We start from the raw sequence: 21,492 nt of genomic DNA on the forward strand, positions 1-21,492 counted from the left end.
AGAATTCCGGGGGAATACATGCGCATGTCGATTGAAATCAAGTCAGCGCTTGCTGAAGTTGCTCCCTTTATTGATGAGGTCATTGCAAGAGCGGACAGCGATAAGAATGCACTAGGCTTTCTCCCCCACACCATCTACCTAGAGGCCGCCTACTTAGGAAAATTATTGGTCGCCACTTATAAAGATGGTGATCAAGAACATTATGCTGGACACTTGTTGTTTGGTGGTGTCTTCCCCCAAGCGCGAATATTTCAGTTGTATGTTGGGCCCTCGCATCGAGGCCGAGGAATTGCCCGTGAACTCTTAAAATTCCTTACAACGCGCCTATCGGAGAAATCTTGGCTGAGCGTAACGGCGAAGGTAGCTTCCGACCTTCCTGCTAATAAAGTTTGGGAGAAATTAGGCTTCGTCATAGCTCTTGTAAAAGCGGGCGGCATTACGCGCGGTCGAATGATTAATGTTCGCGTCCTCGATTTAAAAACCCCTAGCTTATTCGACTATCTGCAACCACAAATCCCCGCAGAGTTCAGGCTGGCTCATAAACTGTCGCCCAACAAGCCGCTATATCTATTGGATCTGAATGTCTTCTTTGATGTCATAAAGCAAAGGCCGATGGGCCCAGAATCAGGCAACGTTTTTCGCGCTGGATTTGAAAATAATGTCCGATTAATGGTCGCGGAAGAATTTGTCGAGGAACTGAAGAAAACCAGCTATGACCCGACAAACGATCCAATTCTAACCATTGCCCTCCAACAAGGCCGCCTACCTCACCCACCAGAATCTTTTCTTAGGCCCACATCTGATGAGCTACTCGGGATAATCTTCAAAGAGAGGCGTTCAATTAGCGCGCTCACTTCGCAAGATAAATCCGATGCAATTCATATTGCCACTGCGATTTACCACAAAGCTTCGGGCTTCATAACAAATGAAGTCGCAATACTAAGAGCCGCCCCAATTCTTCTAAAAAAATATCAGATAGAAATTCTTGGGGCGGCCGAATTTTCCGGTCTCACCACGGATAAGGAAAATCCACAGAATATCCACGTCATCAGCAGCGATGACGAGGGATTCCTTATCAAGAAAACTGTGAAAACTGAAAACATCAAGGATATTGAGACGTTTCTTTCCGGAAAGAACGTCTCGCAGTCTCATTTAGAAGAGGCGCGAATTACAGGCCACGATGCTCCGGAGAAGGTCTCTGTATATGAAACCGATAGAGTCATATTTTACGCACATTGGTACTCTAACCGTGGCCCACAACCTACAGCAGATGTTTTTATATGCGCTGATGAATCGCATCACGATATAGAGGCTGTGGTTGAGCATATTCTAACATCTACCGCAGACAATTTGAGCCGAAGCCAACCGTGCTTAGTGCGCCTGTATGTTAATGAAGGGCAGAGCACGACAAGGCAGCTTGCAATCTCTCACGGCTTCACGTTGCCAGAGGGCGAAGCAAACAGTAGCCACAAACTGCAAAGGCTATGTGTAAGGAGAGCCATTACTGAGAAAAATTGGGAATCCACCCGTCACCAAATAGAAACACGATCTGGCATTCAGTTGCCAGAGAACATGCCGAACTACACTTCTCATTCCCAACTCATTGAAATCCTGCTGCCGGGAAAGAGGAGCACACAGATCAGTCTGTCTGACCTCGAGAGGTATTTTTCTCCTGCTATCTTTATGCTCCCTGGCAGGGACGGCGTTATCGTATCCATTAAACATGATTTCTCTGAAGACATGTTCCGGTCTGGCCCACAGTCATCTCTATTAAGCCCACCTCAAGCTATTCTGCGTCGAGAGCGCGTGTATGTTAGCAGCGGCAGAACTAGAAATGTCTTCACCGAGGGCGCCCCTATACTCTTTTACGAGTCACTTGATGGGCGCGGCAGGGGCAGCGTTATTGCCATCGGACGCATTACCCAAGTCCGAGTAATGAAGAAACATGAGGCCGAGCCCTCAATCAAAGCTCGGGGTGTACTAAACTCACGCTTATTGGACCTTATCAGTTCCGATCCTCACGTTACGGAAGTCACGTTCGACAACATCCTTGTACTTGATAAGCCAGTTGAATTGCCGACGTTGAGAAGAATTGGCGTCGCCGACGGCGCCAACTTAGTTAGGGCCAAAAAAGTGGCGTTTACCAAAATTTTGGAAATACTGAACGAAAGTACGAGTCATGACTGACTATCACGACATTCTGATATCACTGCATCCGGAATATACCGATGCCATGCTTGCTGGCGTAAAGACGGTGGAGTTGCGCCGCCGTCCCGTCCGTGTAGCGCAGGGCGGCAGGGTTTGGATTTATACGACAACCCCTCGAGCAATCGTGGAAGCCGTTGGCATAGTTAAACAGGTAGTAGTCGCACATCCCTCTCGAATTTGGTCTCGCTATAGAGAAGAAACTGCGATATCAAAAAAAGACTTCGACAAATATTTCATTGGAGCAGGCGTTGGATGTGGGATCGTATTTGAATCAATTTACAGTTTGAATCAGAGCGTTTCGTTGGCTGAACTTCGTCGAAGGTTTAAATCATTTCATCCGCCTCAGTTTTATAAGTCTTTGACTTCAAATTCTGCCGAACTCCGATATCTTGAGAATCTACAAAATCTTCCTACTCGGAAAGCAGCTTAGCCCTCATCAATGTTATGAGTTATTAATCACCATTAAATTAATACTTGCATCCGGAAGCAGTTCGGCATATACCCTGCCGCATGTCCACCGATGATCCCGCCCTCCCCGCCCTGCTGCGGCTGTTCCGTGCCCAGGCCTATCTGGAATCGCGCCTCTCGCCCGAGCTGGGCTCGGTGCATGGCCTGGCGCTGAACGAGCTGCTGTTCCTGCTGCAGATTGCGCGCGCGCCGTTGCAGCGGCTGCGCCGCGTCGACCTGGCGCAGCGGCTGCACACCAGCCAGTCCACCATCACGCGCATGGCCCTGCCGCTGGAGAAATCCGGCCTGGTCAAGCGCGAGGCCGATCCGCGCGATGCCCGCGTCGCCTATGTGACGCTGACGCGCACCGGCCGCACCCGCATCAATGAAGCCGAAGCCACCTTCCGCCGCATGGCAGACGACGTGTTCCGCGACCGCTGGAGCGAGAAGGATATCGCGCAGCTGTCATCCCTGCTCGGCCGCTTCACGGCTGCCTTGCCCGGCGATATCGCCGAATAGACCAGACCGCCGAACAGACCAGACAGAAGGACCCGCCCCATGAAACTCATCCCCGATCAGGTGGCCGTCATCACTGGCGGCGCCAGCGGCATCGGCTATGCGCTGGCCGCCACTCTCGGCCGGCGCGGCCTGCGCATCGCGCTGCTGGATGTGGAACAGGCGGCGCTGGATACGGCCGCCGACCAGCTGCGCCAGGCCGGCATCCGCGTCGAGGCCCTGGCCTGCGATGTGAGCGATGCCGCCGCCATGCAGGCCGCCGCCCATGAGATTGCCGCCCGCTGCAACCGCGTCGACCTGCTGGTCAACAATGCCGGCGTCGGCGGCGCCCTGGGGCCGCAATGGCTGAGCCAGCCGCAGGACTGGCAGTGGGTGTTCAACGTCAATGTGTTTGGCGTCGCCAACGGCATCCGCGCCTTCGTCCCCGAGATGCTGAAACAGCAGGGCCGGCCCGGCCATGTGGTGAATGTGGCCTCCATCGCCGGCCTCACCGCGCCGCCCTTCCTGTCGCCCTATGTGGCGGCCAAGCATGCGGTGGTGGGCATGAGCGAGAGCCTGGCGGTGGAGCTGCAGTATATGGCGCCGCAGATCCGCGTCTCGGTGCTCTGCCCCGGCGGCGTGCAGACCCGCATCCTGCAGTCGGAGCGCAACCGCCCGGCCGAGCTGGCGGTGGAGTCGCGTGTGCCAAGCGCCACGCTGGGCCGCATCAAGGCCACCTTCGAGGCGCTGATGGCCAATCCGATGCCGGCGGACGAACTGGCGGCGATTGCCGTGGCCGGCATCGAGCGCGACGACTTCTACATCCTCAGCCATGCCGAGCATGCCAACGACGCCCTGGCGCGGCTGGCGAATGTGGAAAAGGCCGTGCGCGCCATCGCGGCGTAAGGGGGCTGCGCAGACGGGCGGCGCAGGCGGGCGGCGCCGCTGTCTTCGCATCCCAGACGATAGCGCCGCGATACCATCGCCCCTGCCCCTTGCCTTCCGCCGCGCGGTGGCGCCAGCATTGGTTTGCCGGCGGCCGCGAGGCCTTTGAGTCGCCGGCGTGAGGATTCTGTCGGGGGAAGATCATCCATGCTGCGTCTGTTGTCGTCCGCCGCGCGCTGCGCGGCGCTGCTCTGTGTTGCCGCTCTGCTGGTATCCTCCATCGCCGAGGCGCAGCCGATGCGCCGCCAGGGCGGCGGCATGCCGCCGGGCGAGGCGCCGGCGGGACCGCCGGGCGGCATGCCACGCGGCCCCGAAGGCCAGAGGCCGCCCGAAGCGCCGCGCGGCGATGTACCGCGCTGGATCGACACCCATGTGCATCTGGTCAGCGGCGTCACCAACACCACCGGCGACTGGGTCGGCGCCGTGCGCGTCGCGATTGCCGACATGGACAAGAACAACATCGGCACCGCCATCGTGATGCCGACGCCGCAGCCGCCCGACCGCGACCTCTACGACATCGCCGACTTCGCCGATGCGGTGCGCAAGCATCCCGGCCGCTTCGCCTTCCTCGGCGGCGGCGGCACGCTGAACCCGATGATCCACATGAGCCCCGATGCCGAAACGGTGGACGAGGCGACGAAGAAGAAATTCGCCGACATCGCCAACGGCATCATCGATGCCGGCGCGCTGGGCTTCGGCGAGATGTCGGCCAACCACCTGTCGGTCGCCGACGCGCATTCCTATCACCGCTCGCGCCCCGACCACCCGCTGTACCTGCTGCTGGTCGAGATTGCGGCCAAGCGCAACGTGGTGATCGACTTCCACATGGACGTGGTGCACGAACCGATACCGACGCCGCAAAAGCTCAAGGACATGTCGCAGCGCAATCCGGCAACCCTGGAACCCAATCTGGCACAGTTCGAAACGCTGCTGGCGCATGAGCGCGGCGCCCGCATCGTCTGGGCCCATGCCGGCGTCGACCATACCGGCGTGCTGAGCGTCGAGCTGATCCGCCGCATGATGACCACGCATCCCAACCTCTACATGAGCATCAAGGCGCTGCCGCAGTCGCCGGAGCCGAATGCGGCGCTGGCGCGCGAAGGCCGGCTGCGGCCGGACTGGCGCAAGCTGATTGCCGAATTCCCCGACCGCTTCGTGATGGGCACCGACCGTTTCTACGGCTCCTCGGCCACCGGCATGGCACCGGGCGGCCGCAGCATCGGCCAGAAGGCCTCGGCCGGCAGCATCTTCATGGAACGCACCGTGCCGATGACGCAGGCGGCGCAGACCCTGCTGTCGCAGCTGCCGCCGCAGCTGGCGCAGCGCGTGGCGGTGGAGAATGTGAAGGCGATCTACCGCCTGCCTAACTGAGCAGCCAGCGCAGCACGATATAGCCGCCGAGCAGCAGCAGCGCGCCGTAGAAGGCGCGCTTGAAGCCGGCCTCCGACAGATGCTGGCGCAGGCGGCGGCCCAGCCCCATGCCGAGCAGCGCCGGCAGCACGGCGGCGAGCGACAGCCACAGCAGCTCGCCGGTCAGCAGGCTGCGGCCGCCCAAGCTGGCGCCGAGCGCGATGGTGGAGGCCATGAACAGCATACCCATCGCCTGCACCAGCTGGTCGCGGCTCAGGCCCAGCGCCTGCAGATAGGGCACGCCGGGCACCACGAAGCTGCCGGTCAGGCCAGTGAGCACGCCATTGGCCACACCCACCAGCGGCCCGGCCCAGACTTCATGCCGCGCCGGCAGGCTGAGCGGCGGCCGCGTCAGGCCGATCAGCGCATAGATCGCCAGCAGCAGGCCGAGCAGCGCGGCGAGCAGCCGCGTATCCACCGCGATCAGCCCGGCGCTGCCGAGCCAGATCGCGCCGGCGGCGCAGAGCAGGAACAGCCAGAGCCGGCGCAGCAGCAAGGTGAAATGCCCGCCGGTGCAGGCTTGCCACAGGTTGGTGACCAGGTTGGGCGCCAGCAGCAGGATCATCGCCACGCGCAGATCCAGCGTGGCGGCCAGCAGGCCGAGCGAGATGCTGGGCAGGCCAAGCCCGATGGTGCCCTTCACCGTACCCGCGAGCAGGAAGACGGCGCCGATCCAGGCAAGGGTGAGCAGATCAAAGGTCATCGGGGACTCCGGCATGGGGGGGGCAATTGGTCGTGATGATTCGTTGCCGCAGCATGCCCGAAGCCGGGGCAGAAATGCTTCGGTGAATACCGAAGTATTCGCCGCCGTGCATGCGTGGCGTTTTTGATGCCAACACCGTCACAAAATCGCCGTCTCCCGCGTAGCGGGGCTTGCGAGACAAATGCGGACTTGGCAAACCCGGCGCACAATCTCTAAAGCACAAGCCGCCATCATGAGCGAAAACACCGCTGAGTCCGCCAAGGCCCGTTTCATGCAGGGCCTGGAGGCCCTGAGCCGCGAGGATTTCACCACCGCTGCCGATCATCTGCGCGCCGCGCTGGCGCTGATGCCCGACCGGCCGTCGATCCTCACCAACCTGTCTGGCGCATTGCTGCGGCTCGGCGGTGCTGTCGAGGCCACCGCCCTGGCCGAACGCGCCGTGGCGCTGGAACCCGGCCTCGCCGAGGCCTGGCTCAATCTCGCCAATGGCCGCGAGCAGCTGCGGCAAATTGCAGACGCGATGACCGCCTGCGACCGCGCGCTCGGCCTGAAACCCGACTATGCCGATGCCTGGTGCACGCGCGGCAATCTGCTGGCGGCGCAGCGGCGGCCGGGCGAGGCCATCCTGGCCTATGATCGCGCCTTCGGCCTCAGGCCGGGCTTCGCCGAAGCCCATGCCAATCGCGGCCATGCGCACCACGACCTGCAGCGCTTCGATGCGGCGCTGGCGGATTACACAGCGGCGCTGCGGCTGCGCCCCACCCTGCCCGGTCTCGCCGGCCGCCGGCTGCAGACCCGCATGCAGCTCTGCGACTGGGACGGGCTGGAGCAGGATACCGCCGCCGTCCTGCAGCAGGTGGCCGCCGTCAAGCCGGCCGCCACGCCGCTCGCCCTGCTGGCGACGCCGGCAACGCCGGCACAGCAGCTGGCCTGCGCTGCGGTGCATGCGCGCACCGCCTGGCCGCAGCCGGCGCAGGCCCTGCCGGGTTATCCCGGCCATGACCGCATCCGGCTCGGCTATTTCTCCGCCGATCTGCATGGTCATGCCACCGCCTGGCTGATGGCCGAACTGTTCGAACTGCATGACCGCAGCGCTTTCGAGGTCTTCGCCTTTTCCTACGGACCGCAAAGCCAGGACGCGATGCGCCAGCGCCTGCGCGCCGGCTTCGACCACTTCATCGAGATCGGCGCGCTGGACGATGCCGCAGCCGCCACGCTGGCGCGGCAGCATGAGATCGACATCGCGATCGACCTGAAAGGCTTCACCCAGGAAGCGCGGCCCGGCATTTTCGCGCAACGCGCCGCGCCAGTGCAGGTCAGCTATATCGGCTATCCCGGCAGCATGGGTGCCGGCTGGATCGATTATATCCTTGCCGATGCGGTGACCGTGCCGCAACAGCAGCGCCCGCATTACAGCGAGGCGGTCGTGCGCCTGCCGCACAGCTACCAGGTCAACGACCGCCAGCGCGCCATCGACAGCGCGACGCCGACGCGGGCGCAGGCCGGCCTGCCGGCCACAGGCTTTGTGTTCTGCTGCTTCAACAACAGCTTCAAGATCACGCCCGATGTCTTTGCCCTGTGGATGCGGCTGCTGCGCGCCGTACCGGGCAGCGTGCTGTGGCTGCTCGCCAGCCATGAGATCACGATGGGCAACCTGCGCAAGGCGGCACAAGGTCATGGCATCGATCCAGCCCGGCTGATTTTCGCGCAACCGCTGCCGCTGCCGCAGCATCTGGCACGCCACCGGCTGGCCGATCTTTTCCTCGACACGCTGCATTACAACGCGCATACCACAGCGAGCGACGCGCTCTGGGCCGGCCTGCCGGTGCTGACCCTGCCCGGTGAGAGCTTCGCCAGCCGCGTCGGTGCCAGCCTGCTCGGCGCTATCGGCCTGCCGGAGCTGATCGCCGGCAGCCTGGCGGATTACGAAGCCCTGGCCCTACGGCTCGCCACGCATCCATCCGCACTGGCCAGCATCAAGGCGAAGCTGGCGGCCCAGCGCGATACGGCGCCGCTGTTCGACACACCGCGCTTCACCCGCCATGTCGAAGCCGCCTTCCGCCAGATGCAGGCGCACCAGCGCGCCGGCCGCGTGCCGGAAGATTTTTCAGTGCCCGCCGACTAGGCGAGCCAGAGCAGCGCCAGCGTGATGGCGGCGGGCACCGCCTGGATATAGAGGATCTTGCGCGCCGCCGTGGCCGCACCATAGACACCCGCCACCATGATGCAGGCGAGGAAGAAGCTCTTGATATGCAGCGCGGCAGGCTCGGCCGGATAGAGCAGGCCGAAGATGAGCCCGGCGGCGAGGAAGCCGTTATAGAGCCCCTGGTTGGCGGCGAGCACCGCGGTGTCGCGCGCCTTCTCGGGCGTGTTGCGGAAGGCGCGCAGGCCGGCCGGCTTGGTCCAGAGCACCATCTCCAGCACCAGGATCCAGACATGTAGCAGCGCCACCAGCGCCGTCATCACCGTGCCGAGCAGGCTCATGCCGTATCCTTTTCAAGAAACCATTGCGAAACCGGTTTGAACCAGCCGAGCCCGGCCTGCTGGGCCAGCGCCGCTTCGGCCGGGGTGCTGCCGAGCCAGAAGCATTCCTGGCGCGGCGCGTTATGCTGTTTCAGCAGGCGCCGTAGACGCTGGGCGCGCGCCGCATCGCCCTCGCTCAGCCTGAACGGCAGCGCCAGGATCGCCGCGATCCGCCCGTCCAAATCGGCATTGAGCTGTGCCAGCAGGCGCTGGCGCGCCGCCGGCTTGCATGCGGCGAGCATCATCTCGTCCAGCACCAGCAGCAGGCGGCCTTCGAAGCGGCGCACGGCTGCTGCCACCGCCGGATGATAACCGGCATCTCCCGCCAGCAGGTGATGCAGCGGCAGCACCGCGGTGGAAAGATTGGTGCCGCTATCGAGCAGCACGGCAGTGTAGTCGCGATAGCTCAGCCCCAGCCGTTCGGCGCGCTGCAGCCGGCGCAGCGCCACCTCGCGCGGCGGCGTTGCCCAGGCCTTCTGTACCGCCTTGCGCCAAGTCCAGGCGCTCCACGACATGTCGAGCAGCGGCGGGCCGCCGTTATGGCCCATGCCGGCAATCGGGCCGGGGAGAACGCCATCCGCACGCCGGAGCATGAACTCCAGATTGGGATGACGGAGATCGAAAAAGCGGTCGCCCATGGCGTGCAGTTTCCGGCGAGACTCTGCCGGCTGTCAATCAGCTGCCGGGGGCTGGTTGCTGGGATGCACCGCATAGGCGTCCAGCACGCGGTTGGAATAGACCAGCGCGGCACCGGCGCTGATGGTGATGGCGACATTCAGCGCCTCGGCGATCTCTTCCTTGGCGGCACCATGGCGGATCGCGGCATCGGTATGCACCGCGATGCAGCCGTCGCAGCGGAGCGCCACGGCGACCGCGATCGCCATCAGCTCGCGCGTCTTGGCATCGAGCCGGCCACCCTCTTTATGGGCGGTGGCCAGGCCCTGGTAGCCCTGGATGGTGCCAGGGCTGAGCCGGTTCAGTTCGCCGGTGGCGGATTTGAGCTGGCGGCGGTAGTCGTTCCAGTCGAGCATCATGACGGTGGTCTCCCTTGCATCGGCAGAAGGCTCGACGGAGTGCGTCGCACTGTCAACTGCCACGCTCGCCTGCGCCGGCCATGCAGGCTAGATTGACCGCCTGCGAGGAGCGCCATGATCGATCCGGTCATCATCAACTTTGCCGCTGCCCTGGGGATCGGCCTGCTGATCGGCGCCGAGCGCGAACGTCGCAAGGGTGATGGCCCGGCACGGGCGTCTGCCGGCATCCGCACCTTCAGCCTCGCTGCACTGGCCGGTGCCGCTGCGCAGAGTGTCGGCGGCATGCCGCTGCTCGGTATTGTTGTTGCCGGCACGGCCGTGCTTTGTGCCTTCGCCTATCAGCGCGCCGCCGCCAAGCCGGATCACGACCCGGGCCTGACTTCGGAAATCGCCCTGGTGCTGACCCCGTTGCTCGGCGGTCTGTGCATGCAGCGGCCGGCCCTGGCTGCCGGCATCGGCGTGACCGTCGCCGTGCTGCTGGCAGCGCGCACGCCGATGCATGCCTTCGTGCGTCATGCGCTGACCGAGGCGGAACTGCGCGATGCATTGATGTTTGCCGGCGCGACGCTGGTGATCCTGCCACTACTGCCTGACCGCGCGATGGGGCCATTCGAAGCATTCAACCCGGCAAAAATATGGATCGTGGTGATCCTGGTTATGGCCATCGGCGGCATCGGCCATGTTGCGGTCCGCGTGCTGGGCGTTCGCTACGGCCTGCCACTGGCAGGCTTTGCCGGCGGCTTCATTTCGAGCACCGCCACCATCGGCGCCATGGGCCACCGTGCGAAAAGTGCCGCCACCCGTAACGCCCCGGTCGCGGGCGCGGTGGCGGGCGCCGTCCTATCCACGGTGGCGACCGTGCTGCAGCTGGCGCTGGTACTGGCTGCCACCAATCTGCCGGTGCTGCAGCATCTGACAGTGCCACTGATCTTCGCCGGACTGGTCGCAGTCGCCTATGGTGCAGCCTTCACCATCTCGGCGCTCCACCAGGCGGAAGACAGCGACGAGAAGCCGGGCCGCGCCTTCCGGCTGACCGGCGCACTGGTCTTCGCCGCCATGCTGGCCGTCATCCTGCTGGCATCGGCAGCGCTGCAGCATTTCTACGGCACTGCCGGCGTGCTGGCCGCCGCGACTCTCGCCGGCTTTGCCGATGCGCATGCTGCGGCAATTTCGGTGGCATCACTGCAGTTGGACGCTCAGGCGGCTGCAGTGCCGATCCTGGCCGGCTTCACCGCCAATGCACTGAGCAAGGCGGTGTTTGCCTGGGTCGGCGGCGGCAGGGCCTATGCGTTGCGGGTCATTCCTGGCCTGGTGCTGGTGGCTGTCGCCGCCTGGGCCGGCCTGCTGCTCGTGTGAGCGGCGTTAGTCGTCGTCCTTGTCGACGTAGGGATTCTTGCCCTTGCGCAGATGCATGCGCACCGGCACGCCATGCAGGTCGAACACCTCGCGCAGGCCGCTGATCAGGTAGCGCAGGTATGATTCCGGGATGTATTCGGCGCGCGGCGCGAACAGCGCGATCGTCGGCGGCCGGGCCTTCACCTGGGTCGCATAGCGGATGCGCACGCTCCGCCCGCCGGCCAGCGGCGGCGCATTGCGCTGGGTCATCTCTTCGAGCCAGCGGTTGAGCTGCGCGGTGGGAATGCGGCGGGTCCAGCGCTGGTATTGCAGCATCACGGCGGGCAGCAGGCGGTCGAGATGACGGCCTGTCAATGCAGAGAGCGTCACGACCGGAACACCGCGCGCCTGCGGCAGCGAGCGTTCCAGCCGGTCCTCGATCTCCTTCAGCGCCAGCGCGCGATCCTCGACGGCATCCCATTTATTAACCGCAAGCACCAGCGCGCGGCCTTCCTGCAGCACGTGGTCGGCGATGGTGAGATCCTGCTTGTCGAAGCCGAGGACGCCGTCGATCACCAGCACAACGACCTGGGCCATGCGGATGGTGCGAAGTGAGTCGGCGACCGACAACTTTTCCAGCTTCTGCTCGACGCGCGCCTTGCGCCGCATGCCGGCGGTATCGACCAGCTTGACGCTGCGACCCTCGTATTCCCACTGGATGGCGATGGCATCGCGCGTCAGCCCCGGCTCCGGGCCAGTCAGCAGGCGATCGCTGCCGATCAGCGCATTCACCAGCGTCGACTTGCCGGCATTGGGCCGGCCAACGATGGCAAGCTGGATCGGCCGCGCCGGATCGTCGGGCAGCGGCGCCTCGTTCTCAGGGTCGAGATCGATATCGACCTCGACCGGTTCCAGCTCGTCGCCCCCATCGCCCAGCGCGCCATCGACGTGACCGCCGATATGCTCGATCAGCGCGACGGCGAGATCATACATGCCTTCGCCATGTTCGGCCGAAACCGGCAGCGGATCGCCAAAGCCCAGCGCATAGGCCTCGCCCACGCCGGTCTTGCCCGCACCGCCCTCGCATTTGTTGGCGAGCAGCAGCACCGGAGTCTTCTGCTTGCGCAGCCAGTTGGCGAAATGCTTGTCGACCGGGGTGACGCCGGCGCGGCCGTCGATGACGAACAGCACCGCATCGGCCTCGCGCACGGCCGCCTCGGTCTGCAGCCGCATGCGGCCGGTCATGCTGTCGACGTCGGAATCTTCCAGGCCGGCGGTGTCGATGGCGGTGAATTCCAGATCGCCCAGATGCGCCGCACCCTCGCGCCGGTCGCGCGTGACGCCCGGCGTGTCATCGACGATGGCAACGCGCCTGCCGACCAGACGATTGAACAGCGTCGATTTGCCGACATTGGGCCGGCCGACGATAGCGACTTTGGCTGACATGACCTTCCGTTCAGCGCAGCGCTGTGAGGCGCGCGTCTTCCGTCACGATATAAACCGTGCCATCGGCAACCACCGGCGGCAAGGCTGCCTTGTCTGACAGCTCGATCTGGCCGATCAGATCGCCGGTATAGGGCGAGATCGCCAGCATGCGCTCATCGGTGGATGCCACCAGCAGGCGGTCGCCGGCCAGCACCGGGCCCCACCAGGTGATGACGCCCTTGTTGGTCTTGGCCTTGGGATCGAGATAGCGGCGCAGCTGGCGGATCCACTTCACCTTGCCGTCGCGGCGCGACAGGCAGATGATCTCGGCGTCGATGGTGATGGCATAGATGTAGTCGCCGGCCACCCAGGGTGTCTGGATGCTGGCGATCACGCGCTCCCAGACGCGCTCGCCGGTGCGCAGGTCGATGGCGACGAAGCGGCCAGACTGGCTGACCGCATAGACACGGCCACGATCGATCACCGGGCGGCCATTGATGTCGTTGAGTGCGCCGGCCTGGCTGACGCGACCGCTGGCGCGCACCAGCTGTTCGCCCCAGGCGACCACGCCGGTATCGGCACGCAGGGCCAGCAGCTCGCCCGAGGAATAGGGCACCACCACGATGTTGCCCTCGGCGGCCGGATTGGCGGCACCGAGGAAACCGGCCGGCTCGACGATGCCGGTATGGGTCCACTGCACTTCACCGCGCTCGATATCCAGCGCATGCATCTGGTTGTCATAGGTGATGACGAATACGCGGCTGCCGATGGCGGTCGGTGCGCCGCGGATCGGCTGCTGCAGCTGCGTCGCCCAGAAGGCGCGGCCGGTGGCGGGCTCGAGTGCCACGACGTCGCCATAACCAGTGGCGACGAACAGCTTGTCGGCATGCCAGGCGAGGCCGCCGCCGGTGGCGCCGCTGTCTTCCTTGCGCGGCGTCAGGTTGACACGCCACAGGCGCCGACCGCTGGCGGCATCAAAGGCGCTCACCTGCGCTGCCGCATCCATGGCAAACACACGGCCGCCGGCGATCACCGGCTGGGCCAGGATCTTCTGCTCTTCATCGGCCGCAGCGCCGAGGTCGCCGGTCCAGGCGGTGCGCAGGCGATCGGGCAGGTCGAGATGCTGCATGGCATGGCTGGGATAGCCGCCGGCCTGCGGCCATTCCGGATTGCGCCACGGCTTGGGCAAAGCCACCGGCGTTTCGGCCAGTTGCGGATCGGGATCGAGCTGGCTGTCGAAGGCGATCACCGAGATGCGCTCGCCGGTCGCGACCGGCTTTGCCTCTTCCTCGAATATCGAGGTGATGGTGTCGCAGGCTGCGACGCTCAGCACCGCAACCGCCAGTAATGCAAAGCGCTGCATGGCCATCCCGTTCCTCGGCCTTTTCTGCCGGTTACTGTACTGGGCCGCCGAGGGCGGCGAGCAATTCGGTGGCGCGGCCACGCAGGCCGGTCGGCACCAGCGGGTCGTCGGCCAGTGCCGTCAGCTGGCGCCGGGCCTCGTCGACATTGCCGGCCTTCAGCTCTGCCACGGCACTGAGTTCACGGGCATTGCCATACCAGGCGCTGCTGCTGCCAATATTGGCCAGCCGCTGCTTGATCTGGTCCGAGGTCAGCTGCTCCATGCCATGGAAGGCGGCGAGATAGCGGGCCAGATCGCGGAAGCGTGCATCCAGCTTGGCATCGCCGGCGATCGCATCATACACGGCAATGGCGCCGGTGACGTCCTTGGCTTCGATCAGATTGGCCGCCTGCTGAAAACGGGCCAGCATGGCATAGCCACCGGCATCGGCCTTCGACAGATCGGCAAAGGCCGTGGCGGCCTCGGCAGGCTTGCCGGCCTGAGCCAGACCCAGCGCGGCACTGAAACGGGCACCGGCGGCAGCGGCCTTGTCGGCTTCCCAGCCCTTCCAGACCTGATGCCCGGCGACACCCGCCAGCAGCAGGACGACGGCGCCGATGGCGACGGGGCTCCAGCGTTTCCAGAGCTTTTCCGCCCGCTCGCGGCGGACTTCCTCGTCGACTTCCTCGATGAAATTGGCCACACCGCACTCCGCAAGCACACAGACAGTGGATTCCGACCCGGCTGCCGGGTCTGAAAGCGGCGCGTACCTTACCCGGATCGCCCCCCGATGGCAAAGCCCGGAAGACTCCCATTTTTTCAGGTAACCTTTTGATAACCCTTAGAGTCTTGGCAAGCCGGGTAAAATCGATTAGTCTGCGCCCGCATTGGAAGATCAAGGGCAGTGCCAAGCATCGCCAACGGGCGACCGCCAAAGGGGGAACCTGATGCGTCGATTTTGGATTGCGGCGATCACTGTTGTGATCTGCGCCAGCGTTACCGGAGTCGCTTTCGCCCAGGCGAAACGCGCGGCCAAGCCAACCGCCCTCATTCCCTTCGAGACCGAACGCGCCAAGGAGCGCGGCGAGCGCGGCGCGCATGGCCTAATCCGGCTGAATGACGACGTTGCCCGCATGTCGTCGGCGCGCATCATCGAAATGCCTGTCGTGGATGGCCGCATGGGCGAGCATGCCCGTCTCGACGGCGTGGAACTGTTCTTCCCCTATGGCAGCGTGGTAACCGCCACCGCCGAATTCCACAAATACCGCCCGGCCCTGCTGGCCTCGAGCGACAACACCGTACCCGAATTCAATCCCGATCCGCATTACGACCGGGTCAAGGCCTTCGACCACCATCTCGGCAAGGTCTGCGCCAGCGAGAAGCTGGCGGAAGGCCAGCGCATCGAGATGCGCATCAGCCCCGACCGCGTGATGTCGGTGGTGCATGTGATGCCGGCCAAATATGCCGGCCCGACCGCGCAGGACCATCCGTCCTACAAGGTGATCAGCGGCCTGGAGATGCGCTTCCTGTCGTTCAAGGAACCCGACGCGGACCGCCTCTACCGCCAGTGCCAGCGGCCCGGCGGCACCAAGGTTTCCTCGGCTGATTAAGCCCGGCCCCCAGCGGGGCAGCATCGCATGAGCCAGAATGACTGGCTGCAGCTCGCCGCCGTGCTCCTGGCCGCCCTGCTCATCCTGCCGGCCGCCCTGCGCCTGCCCTGGCGCAGCAGCCGTATCCTGATGTATCTGGCGATCTGGCTGGCGATCTTCGCCGCCGTGGCCTTTGCCTACCGGCTGCTGCAGGAATAATAGCCGTTCTCACGGAATTTTTATCGACGCCCGGTCGTGGCGACCCATATCCTGCGCCGTCCGGTCGCCTCGCGCCGGCAGCGACCCATTCTGCACAACTCCATATCTGCAAACCGGAGAGTCCAATGAACGCCGACCTGCTCAGCCTCATGCCGAAGGTGGATTTTTCCCGCCGCGGCTTCATGGCCACCAGCCTGATCACGGGTTTCACCGTTGCCGCCGGCCCGGTGATGGGCCAGACCGCCATCAAGACCGATGAGACCGGGCTGACCGCCGGCGAAGTGAACATCCCGGTGCCGGGCGGCACCATGAAGGCCTATCGCGCCCAGCCGGCGGGCACCGGCCCCTTCCCCACCATCCTGGTGGTGCAGGAAATCTTCGGCGTGCATGAATATATCAAGGATACCTGCCGCCGCTTTGCCAAGCAGGGCTTCCAGGCGATCGCCGGCGACCTCTATGCGCGCCAGGGCGACATGAGCAAGGTGACCGACATGCAGGGCGCCGTTGCCGTCGCCGGCAAGGTGCCGGATGCGCAGGTGATGGCCGATCTGGACGCGACAGCGGCCTGGGCGGCGAAGAATGGCGGCAACCCGAACAAGCTGGGCATCACCGGCTTCTGCTGGGGCGGCCGCATCACCTGGCTGTACAGCGCGCATAACCCGAAGGTGAAGGCCGGTGTGGCCTGGTATGGCCGCCTGGTTGGCCAGGCCAGCGAGCTGACGCCGAAGCATCCGGTCGATATCGCCAAGGATCTGAAGGCGCCGGTGCTGGGCCTGTATGGCGGCGCCGACCAGGGCATTCCGAATGCCACCGTCGATCAGATGAAGGCGGCGCTGGATGCGGCGAAGAAGTTCAACGTCTTCTACGTCTATCCCGACACGCCGCATGCCTTCCATGCCGACTACCGCCCGAGCTATCGCAAGGAGCAGGCCGAGGACGGCTTTGCCAAGGCGGTGGCCTTCTTCAAGATGCATATGGGTTGAGGTGTATTGAACGGGAGGCATGCTAGGCTGGCGCCGCTGATAGCGGAGTCGCCTGCATGCTTCTCGTTCCCACCTATGCTGCCGCCAGCAGCATCCAGGGCGTCGGCCTGTTTGCCGCGGCCCCCATTGCCCGGGGTACCCTGATCTGGCGTTTCGAGCCGGTCTTCGACCGCATCATCCCGCAAGCCGATTTCGAGATGCTGCCGCCGGTGGCGCGCGCCTTCGTCGAGCGCTATGGCTACACCACGCCGCAGATTCCGGGCGGCTGGGTGGTCAGCTTGGACAACACCCGCTTCATCAACCACAGCACGGCGCCGAATACCGACAACACGCAGCCCGATACCTTTGCCGCGCGCGACATCGCGCAGGATGAGGAAATCACCTGCGACTATGGCGAGTTCTGCGACAGTTTCGCGCTGGACTGAGCAACAAGAAAAAGGCCCGCCGATGAGCGGGCCTTTTGAATGCTGAGGTGCGCTAGGCTTACAGCCGGTCCTTCAGCTGCTTCGAGGCCTTGAAGCGCACGCCCTTGGAGGCAGCGATCTTGATCGCTTCGCCGGTCTGCGGATTGCGGCCCTTGCGCGCCGCGCGCTTGGATACCTTGAAGGTGCCGAAGCCGACGATGGTGAAGCCGCCTTCCTTCTTCAGCGACTTGGCCATTGCCTCGAACACCGCATCGACCGCGTCGCCGGCCGCGGCCTTGGTGGCGCCGGCGGTCTCACGCACGATCTCGATCAAATCAGCCTTGTTCATTTTTCCCTCCAGGAATCCGCGGATCACCCCCGCCATACAGACTCGGATGATCCGCAGCGGGTGATAGCAGTTACCCATATCCAAACCGGCAGACAAGCCATCGGCACAGCCCAAGGCTGCTTGATTTCCACGGCGAATCGCCGGTTCAGCGATTCGGGGCCTGGTTGACCGAGATCAAAGTTGCGTGGGCTGCGTGGCGCTAGCGTCCGCCCTGACTGCACGACAACCAGGGACGTTCATCATGCCGTTCGCTCAGACTCTGTTTTTGGTCGCTACGATTGCTGCCTTCTCGATCTTCGGCATCACGCTGGCCTATTGCCGCGCCGTATCAAAAGACCTGCCGAAGTAAACCCTAGCCGAACAGCGCAGCCGGCAGCAGGCGGCGCAGGGCGCCCGCCTGCACCAGCGCTTTCGCCGCAGCCAGATCGGGCGCCAGGTAGCGATCCTGCGCCATGAACGGTACCTGCGCCCGCAGCAAGGCCTGCGCCGCCAGCAATTTTTGCGATGTGACGAGCGGCGCGCGCAGATCGACGCCCTGCGCCGCACAGAGCCATTCGACCGCCACGATACCGGCCGCATTCTCCGCCATCGCCAGCAGGCGATAGCCGGCATGGGCCGCCATCGAGACATGGTCTTCCTGGTTGGCCGAGGTGGGGATGGTGTCGATGCTGGCCGGATGGGCGCGCTGCTTGTTTTCGGAGGCCAGCGCCGCGGCCGTCACCTGGGCGATCATGAAGCCGGAATTGATGCCGGGATCGGGCGCCAGGAAAGCCGGCAGGCCGCTCAGCACCGGATCGACCAGCAAGGAAATGCGCCGCTCGGCGATGTTGCCGGTTTCGGCCAGCGCCATGGCGATGATGTCGGCGGCAAAGGCCACCGGCTCGGCATGGAAGTTGCCGCCTGAAAGAATCTCACCTTCACCGAAAACCAGCGGATTGTCGGAAACGCCATTGGCCTCCACCGCCAGGGTGGCGGCGGCATTGCGCAGGATATCCAGCACCGCGCCCATCACCTGCGGCTGGCAGCGCAGGCAGTAGGGATCCTGCACGCGCTCGTCGCCCTCACGATGCGAAGCGCGGATCTGCGATCCGTCCAGCAGATGCAGCAGCAGGTCGGCCACCACGGTCTGGCCGGGCTGGCCGCGTGCTGCATGGATGCGCGGATCGAACGGCGTGTCGCTGCCGGCGGCGGCATCGGTGCTGAGCGCGCCGCAGACGAGCGCCGCGGCCACCACATCCTCCGTGGCGAACAGGCCGGCCAGCGCGAGTGCTGTGGAAACCTGGGTGCCATTGAGCAGCGCCAGGCCTTCCTTGGCGCCCAGCGTCAGCGGCTGCAGCCCGGCTTTCGCCAGGCCCTCGGCGGCCGGGCATTCACGGCCGTCCATGCGCACGGTCCCCTCGCCGATCAGCGGCAGCACCAGATGCGCCAGCGGCGCCAGATCGCCCGAGGCGCCGACCGACCCTTGAGCCGGCACGCAGGGCAGCACATCGGCGTTGAGCAGCGCCAGCAGCGCCTGGATGGTGTCCCAGCGCACGCCGGAGAGGCCCTGGGCCAGGGAATTGATCTTGAGCAGCAGGATCAGCCGCACGATGGCATCGGGCAGCAGCGGCCCGGTGCCGACGGCATGGCTGAGCACCAGGCGGCGCTGCAGGTCCGCCACCCTGTCAGACGGGATGCGCACCCGGGCCAATTTGCCGAAGCCGGTGTTGATGCCATAGACCGGCGCGTCGCCAGCCGCGGCGCCAGCGACCACGGCCGCCGCGTTATCCACAGCCGCACGCGCGGCGGGATCGAGGTCGACCATGATGACGCCGGCGCGATAGAGCCCGGCAAGATCGCGCAGCGGCAGTTTTCCGGGCTGCAATTGATAGCGCATCGATAAATCTCCCCGCGGCTGTGCGGTCAGGGTAAATCCGGCTCAGCCAAGTTGTCTATACATGATTATTTGACTTGCCGGATTTCGCGCCACGGCCTTAATCTGTGCAACATCGGGGGTGTGCGAAGGCGACCGGCGGCGAACAGGTGGGGCTTTTGGGGATGGCCCGGAAAATGGGCAATCTGCTGGAGATCGGGGCCTGATCGGATGCATGGCACGCGCGGCTGATCCAGCGATACCGGCCAACTTGCATGGCATGGTTCGTGCTTTCTGACCTGTATAGACCATTCTAGAGGGGTGGGGATGAGTGCCGCAAACCAGATACCAGCCGCTGCCGCGGTGCCAGTTGGGGACGCCGACATCGCGGCCTACCAGACAGACGGCGTGATCGTGCTGCGCGGCGTGTTCGCCGACTGGGTCGAACCACTGCGCACCGGCATCGCGACACTGATGGCCGATCCGAGCCCGCTGGAACGCACTGTGAAGCCGGAGGACGGTTCCGCCCCCTTCTTCCAGGACCTGTGCAACTGGCAGCGCATTCCCGAATTCCAGCGCTTCGTCGAGCAATCACCGGCCGCGCAGATTGCCGCCGCACTGATGCGCTCCAAGACCGGCCGCTTCTTCCATGACCATGTGCTGGTGAAACAGCCCGGCGGCAGCACGGTAACGCCCTGGCACCAGGATCAGCCCTATTACTGCGTCGACGGCAAGCAGAGTGTCAGCTTCTGGATCCCGCTCGATCCGGTCGGCCGCGACATGGTGATGGAATGCGTGCGCGGCTCGCATCGCTGGGGCAAGGATTTCCGCCCGATGCGCTTCAATGGCACACGCCTCTATGAAAACGACAATTTCGAGGTGATGCCCGACATCGAGGCGATGCGCAGCGAACTGGATATCGCCGGCTGGGAGATGCAGCCCGGCGATGCCATCGCCTTCAACTTCCGCACCGTGCATGGCGCGCCCGCCAATCATTCCACCCGCATGCGCCGGGTGTTTTCCGCCCGCTGGGTCGGCGACGACGCCGTTTATGCCCAGCGTGCCGGCAAGGGTTCGCCACCGTTCACCGGCCTGACCATGGCCGATGGCGATCCTTTCGATGCGCCGATCTTTCCTGTCATTCACCGCAGTCCATAAGTCTGTTGAGTCCCACGCCACGGCCGGTTCCGGTCGCGGTATCCCTTCCACTTCTGTCACTCACGGAGATCACGATGTTTCGTTCCATGCATAAACCGCTTAGCCTGATGCTCGGCGCCGCCTTCGCGCTCGGTGCCACCCTGGCCCAGGCGCAGGACACCAAGGTCGGCATCGGCATCTCGGGCTGGACCGGCTTCGCGCCGATCACGCTGGCGAAGGAAGCCGGCATCTACAAGAAGAACGGCCTCGACGTCACCATCGCCAAGATCCCGCAAAAGGATCGCCACCTGGCGCTGGCCTCAGGCGACATCCAGTGCGCCGCCACCACGGTGGAAACCTGGATCGTGTGGAATGCCAACGGCATCGCCACCACCCAGCTGTTCAAGATGGACCAGGGCATGGGTTCGGACGGTATCGTGGCCAAGCCGGGCATCGAGAAGGTCACCGACCTGAAGGGCAAGACTGTGGCAGCCTCGGCGCCGGGCACCAACCCGCATTTCACCCTGTCGTGGATCCTGAAGAAGAACGGCATGAAGCTGAGCGACGTCACCCTGGTGACGCTGGAGCCGGCACCGGCCGCCAATGCCTTTGTCGCCGGCACCAGTGGCCTGGATGCCGCCGTGACCTACGAGCCTTACCTGAGCCTGGTGCGCAACAAGCCGGAATCCGGCAAGCTGATCGCCGACTCGCTGCAGTATCCGATGGTGTTCGACAGCTTCGGCTGCACCCCGAAGTTCATCAAGGAGAACCCGAAGGCGGTGAAGGCGCTGGTGGAGAGCTACTTTGAATCGCTCGACATGATCGCCAAGGACAAGACCAAGGCCTTCACCATCATGGGCGCCGACGTGAAGCAGACTGCCGAGCAGTTCGAGAAGTCGCAGTCCATGATCAAGTGGGCGGACCGCGCGGCGAACAAGAAGTTCTTCAGCGGTGAAATCCAGGCCTTCAACAAGGAAGCCGCCACCCTGCTGCTGGAAATCGGCGTCATCAAGGCGATCCCTGCCAATATGGATGCCCTGTTCGACACCAGCTTCCTGAACTGATCGCCAGTACTGCAGCCCCACAGAGTCC

Annotated in this window: 22 protein-coding genes; 13 read left to right on the forward strand and 9 right to left on the reverse strand. The window is 64.2% G+C overall.

Annotated features, from left to right (window positions below):
• The first annotated feature begins 24 nt into the window (after positions 1-24).
• The 5 genes from AAG821_RS16535 to AAG821_RS16555 all read left to right on the forward strand — a co-directional run bounded on the left by AAG821_RS16535 (position 25) and on the right by AAG821_RS16555 (position 5,466).
• Positions 25-2,187 (forward strand): GNAT family N-acetyltransferase, encoded by a 2,163-nt coding sequence (locus AAG821_RS16535; protein ID WP_341916348.1) that lies wholly within the window; start codon positions 25-27, stop codon positions 2,185-2,187.
• The gene (locus AAG821_RS16540; protein ID WP_341914694.1) at positions 2,180-2,638 is read left to right on the forward strand and encodes an ASCH domain-containing protein; all 459 of its coding nucleotides are present in this window, start codon (positions 2,180-2,182) and stop codon (positions 2,636-2,638) included. The genes AAG821_RS16535 and AAG821_RS16540 overlap by 8 nt, the downstream gene beginning before the upstream one ends.
• Positions 2,639-2,718: 80 nt before the next feature.
• Positions 2,719-3,174, forward strand: a complete 456-nt coding sequence (locus AAG821_RS16545) for a MarR family transcriptional regulator (RefSeq protein WP_341914697.1) — start codon at positions 2,719-2,721, stop codon at positions 3,172-3,174.
• Between the two features lie 39 nt (positions 3,175-3,213).
• A complete protein-coding gene (locus AAG821_RS16550; RefSeq protein ID WP_341914699.1) occupies positions 3,214-4,056 on the forward strand; it encodes an SDR family NAD(P)-dependent oxidoreductase in 843 nt (280 codons plus the stop codon).
• Positions 4,057-4,242: 186 nt separating this feature from the next.
• Positions 4,243-5,466, forward strand: a complete 1,224-nt coding sequence (locus AAG821_RS16555) for an amidohydrolase family protein (RefSeq protein WP_341914701.1) — start codon at positions 4,243-4,245, stop codon at positions 5,464-5,466.
• Here the strand turns inward: AAG821_RS16555 and AAG821_RS16560 are convergent.
• Positions 5,459-6,208, reverse strand: coding sequence for a sulfite exporter TauE/SafE family protein (locus tag AAG821_RS16560; protein ID WP_341914703.1), 750 nt, complete (start codon positions 6,206-6,208; stop codon positions 5,459-5,461). The two genes, AAG821_RS16555 and AAG821_RS16560, sit on opposite strands and share 8 nt — an antisense overlap.
• A gap of 232 nt (positions 6,209-6,440) precedes the next feature.
• Here AAG821_RS16560 and AAG821_RS16565 point away from each other — a divergent pair, with 232 nt between their 5' ends.
• The gene (locus AAG821_RS16565) at positions 6,441-8,333 is read left to right on the forward strand and encodes a tetratricopeptide repeat protein (protein ID WP_341914705.1); all 1,893 of its coding nucleotides are present in this window, start codon (positions 6,441-6,443) and stop codon (positions 8,331-8,333) included.
• Here AAG821_RS16565 and AAG821_RS16570 read toward each other — a convergent pair.
• From AAG821_RS16570 to AAG821_RS16580, 3 genes are read right to left on the reverse strand one after another with little or no spacing between them, the layout of a single operon-like run.
• Positions 8,330-8,692: a DUF1304 domain-containing protein gene (locus AAG821_RS16570; protein WP_341914706.1), complete on the reverse strand. Its 363-nt coding sequence runs from the start codon at positions 8,690-8,692 to the stop codon at positions 8,330-8,332. The genes AAG821_RS16565 and AAG821_RS16570 overlap by 4 nt on opposite strands.
• On the reverse strand, positions 8,689-9,369 hold the full coding sequence (locus AAG821_RS16575; RefSeq protein WP_341914707.1) for a hypothetical protein: 681 nt from the start codon (positions 9,367-9,369) through the stop codon (positions 8,689-8,691). The genes AAG821_RS16570 and AAG821_RS16575 overlap by 4 nt, the downstream gene beginning before the upstream one ends.
• Positions 9,370-9,402: 33 nt before the next feature.
• Complete coding sequence (locus tag AAG821_RS16580; protein ID WP_341914781.1) at positions 9,403-9,762, reverse strand: carboxymuconolactone decarboxylase family protein; 360 nt, start codon at positions 9,760-9,762, stop codon at positions 9,403-9,405.
• Positions 9,763-9,879: 117 nt separating this feature from the next.
• On the opposite strand from AAG821_RS16580, the gene AAG821_RS16585 reads away from it, so the two are divergent.
• The gene (locus AAG821_RS16585; protein WP_341914709.1) at positions 9,880-11,121 is read left to right on the forward strand and encodes a DUF4010 domain-containing protein; all 1,242 of its coding nucleotides are present in this window, start codon (positions 9,880-9,882) and stop codon (positions 11,119-11,121) included.
• Between the two features lie 6 nt (positions 11,122-11,127).
• Here the strand turns inward: AAG821_RS16585 and der are convergent, their stop codons facing one another.
• The 3 genes from der to AAG821_RS16600 are packed head-to-tail and all read right to left on the reverse strand — an operon-like array spanning position 11,128 to position 14,570.
• Positions 11,128-12,546, reverse strand: coding sequence for a ribosome biogenesis GTPase Der (gene der, locus AAG821_RS16590; RefSeq protein WP_341914711.1), 1,419 nt, complete (start codon positions 12,544-12,546; stop codon positions 11,128-11,130).
• Between the two features lie 10 nt (positions 12,547-12,556).
• Positions 12,557-13,888 (reverse strand): PQQ-binding-like beta-propeller repeat protein, encoded by a 1,332-nt coding sequence (locus AAG821_RS16595; protein WP_341914712.1) that lies wholly within the window; start codon positions 13,886-13,888, stop codon positions 12,557-12,559.
• 31 nt (positions 13,889-13,919) lie between these two features.
• Positions 13,920-14,570, reverse strand: coding sequence for a tetratricopeptide repeat protein (locus AAG821_RS16600; RefSeq protein WP_341914714.1), 651 nt, complete (start codon positions 14,568-14,570; stop codon positions 13,920-13,922).
• Between the two features lie 244 nt (positions 14,571-14,814).
• Between AAG821_RS16600 and AAG821_RS16605 the strand changes: the two genes are divergently transcribed.
• The 4 genes from AAG821_RS16605 (at position 14,815) to AAG821_RS16620 (ending at position 17,083) form a co-directional block, all read left to right on the forward strand.
• Positions 14,815-15,477 carry a hypothetical protein gene (locus tag AAG821_RS16605; RefSeq protein WP_341914717.1) on the forward strand — a complete coding sequence of 221 codons (663 nt, stop codon included), beginning with the start codon at positions 14,815-14,817 and terminating at the stop codon, positions 15,475-15,477.
• Positions 15,478-15,504: 27 nt separating this feature from the next.
• Positions 15,505-15,675: a hypothetical protein gene (locus AAG821_RS16610; protein ID WP_341914718.1), complete on the forward strand. Its 171-nt coding sequence runs from the start codon at positions 15,505-15,507 to the stop codon at positions 15,673-15,675.
• Between the two features lie 125 nt (positions 15,676-15,800).
• The gene (locus tag AAG821_RS16615; protein ID WP_341914720.1) at positions 15,801-16,658 is read left to right on the forward strand and encodes a dienelactone hydrolase family protein; all 858 of its coding nucleotides are present in this window, start codon (positions 15,801-15,803) and stop codon (positions 16,656-16,658) included.
• Between the two features lie 56 nt (positions 16,659-16,714).
• Entirely contained in the window at positions 16,715-17,083 is a 369-nt protein-coding gene (locus AAG821_RS16620) for an SET domain-containing protein-lysine N-methyltransferase (protein ID WP_341914721.1), read from the forward strand.
• A 58-nt stretch (positions 17,084-17,141) separates the two neighbouring features.
• Here the strand turns inward: AAG821_RS16620 and AAG821_RS16625 are convergent, their stop codons facing one another.
• Positions 17,142-17,411, reverse strand: coding sequence for an HU family DNA-binding protein (locus tag AAG821_RS16625; RefSeq protein ID WP_341897678.1), 270 nt, complete (start codon positions 17,409-17,411; stop codon positions 17,142-17,144).
• 352 nt (positions 17,412-17,763) lie between these two features.
• Positions 17,764-19,287, reverse strand: coding sequence for a histidine ammonia-lyase (hutH, locus tag AAG821_RS16630; RefSeq protein ID WP_341914723.1), 1,524 nt, complete (start codon positions 19,285-19,287; stop codon positions 17,764-17,766).
• Between the two features lie 303 nt (positions 19,288-19,590).
• Between hutH and AAG821_RS16635 the strand changes: the two genes are divergently transcribed.
• Positions 19,591-20,421, forward strand: a complete 831-nt coding sequence (locus AAG821_RS16635) for a phytanoyl-CoA dioxygenase family protein (RefSeq protein ID WP_341914725.1) — start codon at positions 19,591-19,593, stop codon at positions 20,419-20,421.
• A gap of 74 nt (positions 20,422-20,495) precedes the next feature.
• On the forward strand, positions 20,496-21,464 hold the full coding sequence (locus AAG821_RS16640; protein ID WP_341916350.1) for an ABC transporter substrate-binding protein: 969 nt from the start codon (positions 20,496-20,498) through the stop codon (positions 21,462-21,464).
• The last annotated feature ends 28 nt before the right edge of the window (positions 21,465-21,492 follow it).

It is taken from the genome of Ferrovibrio terrae, from assembly GCF_943372915.1.
Lineage (GTDB): Bacteria > Pseudomonadota > Alphaproteobacteria > Ferrovibrionales > Ferrovibrionaceae > Ferrovibrio > Ferrovibrio terrae_A.

Bases quoted from the DNA above. Each gene is read 5' to 3' on its own strand.
- AAG821_RS16555 (WP_341914701.1), top strand. From the start codon at position 4,243: ATGCTGCGTCTGTTGTCGTCCGCCGCGCGCTGCGCGGCGCTGCTCTGT.
- AAG821_RS16585 (WP_341914709.1), top strand. From the start codon at position 9,880: ATGATCGATCCGGTCATCATCAACTTTGCCGCTGCCCTGGGGATCGGC.
- hutH (WP_341914723.1), bottom strand. From the start codon at position 19,287: ATGCGCTATCAATTGCAGCCCGGAAAACTGCCGCTGCGCGATCTTGCC.
- AAG821_RS16540 (WP_341914694.1), top strand. From the start codon at position 2,180: ATGACTGACTATCACGACATTCTGATATCACTGCATCCGGAATATACC.
- AAG821_RS16570 (WP_341914706.1), bottom strand. From the start codon at position 8,692: ATGAGCCTGCTCGGCACGGTGATGACGGCGCTGGTGGCGCTGCTACAT.
- der (WP_341914711.1), bottom strand. From the start codon at position 12,546: ATGTCAGCCAAAGTCGCTATCGTCGGCCGGCCCAATGTCGGCAAATCG.
- AAG821_RS16560 (WP_341914703.1), bottom strand. From the start codon at position 6,208: ATGACCTTTGATCTGCTCACCCTTGCCTGGATCGGCGCCGTCTTCCTG.
- AAG821_RS16625 (WP_341897678.1), bottom strand. From the start codon at position 17,411: ATGAACAAGGCTGATTTGATCGAGATCGTGCGTGAGACCGCCGGCGCC.
- AAG821_RS16640 (WP_341916350.1), top strand. From the start codon at position 20,496: ATGTTTCGTTCCATGCATAAACCGCTTAGCCTGATGCTCGGCGCCGCC.
- AAG821_RS16550 (WP_341914699.1), top strand. From the start codon at position 3,214: ATGAAACTCATCCCCGATCAGGTGGCCGTCATCACTGGCGGCGCCAGC.
- AAG821_RS16580 (WP_341914781.1), bottom strand. From the start codon at position 9,762: ATGCTCGACTGGAACGACTACCGCCGCCAGCTCAAATCCGCCACCGGC.
- AAG821_RS16575 (WP_341914707.1), bottom strand. From the start codon at position 9,369: ATGGGCGACCGCTTTTTCGATCTCCGTCATCCCAATCTGGAGTTCATG.
- AAG821_RS16535 (WP_341916348.1), top strand. From the start codon at position 25: ATGTCGATTGAAATCAAGTCAGCGCTTGCTGAAGTTGCTCCCTTTATT.
- AAG821_RS16610 (WP_341914718.1), top strand. From the start codon at position 15,505: ATGAGCCAGAATGACTGGCTGCAGCTCGCCGCCGTGCTCCTGGCCGCC.
- AAG821_RS16565 (WP_341914705.1), top strand. From the start codon at position 6,441: ATGAGCGAAAACACCGCTGAGTCCGCCAAGGCCCGTTTCATGCAGGGC.
- AAG821_RS16595 (WP_341914712.1), bottom strand. From the start codon at position 13,888: ATGCAGCGCTTTGCATTACTGGCGGTTGCGGTGCTGAGCGTCGCAGCC.
- AAG821_RS16605 (WP_341914717.1), top strand. From the start codon at position 14,815: ATGCGTCGATTTTGGATTGCGGCGATCACTGTTGTGATCTGCGCCAGC.
- AAG821_RS16620 (WP_341914721.1), top strand. From the start codon at position 16,715: ATGCTTCTCGTTCCCACCTATGCTGCCGCCAGCAGCATCCAGGGCGTC.
- AAG821_RS16635 (WP_341914725.1), top strand. From the start codon at position 19,591: ATGAGTGCCGCAAACCAGATACCAGCCGCTGCCGCGGTGCCAGTTGGG.
- AAG821_RS16545 (WP_341914697.1), top strand. From the start codon at position 2,719: ATGTCCACCGATGATCCCGCCCTCCCCGCCCTGCTGCGGCTGTTCCGT.
- AAG821_RS16615 (WP_341914720.1), top strand. From the start codon at position 15,801: ATGAACGCCGACCTGCTCAGCCTCATGCCGAAGGTGGATTTTTCCCGC.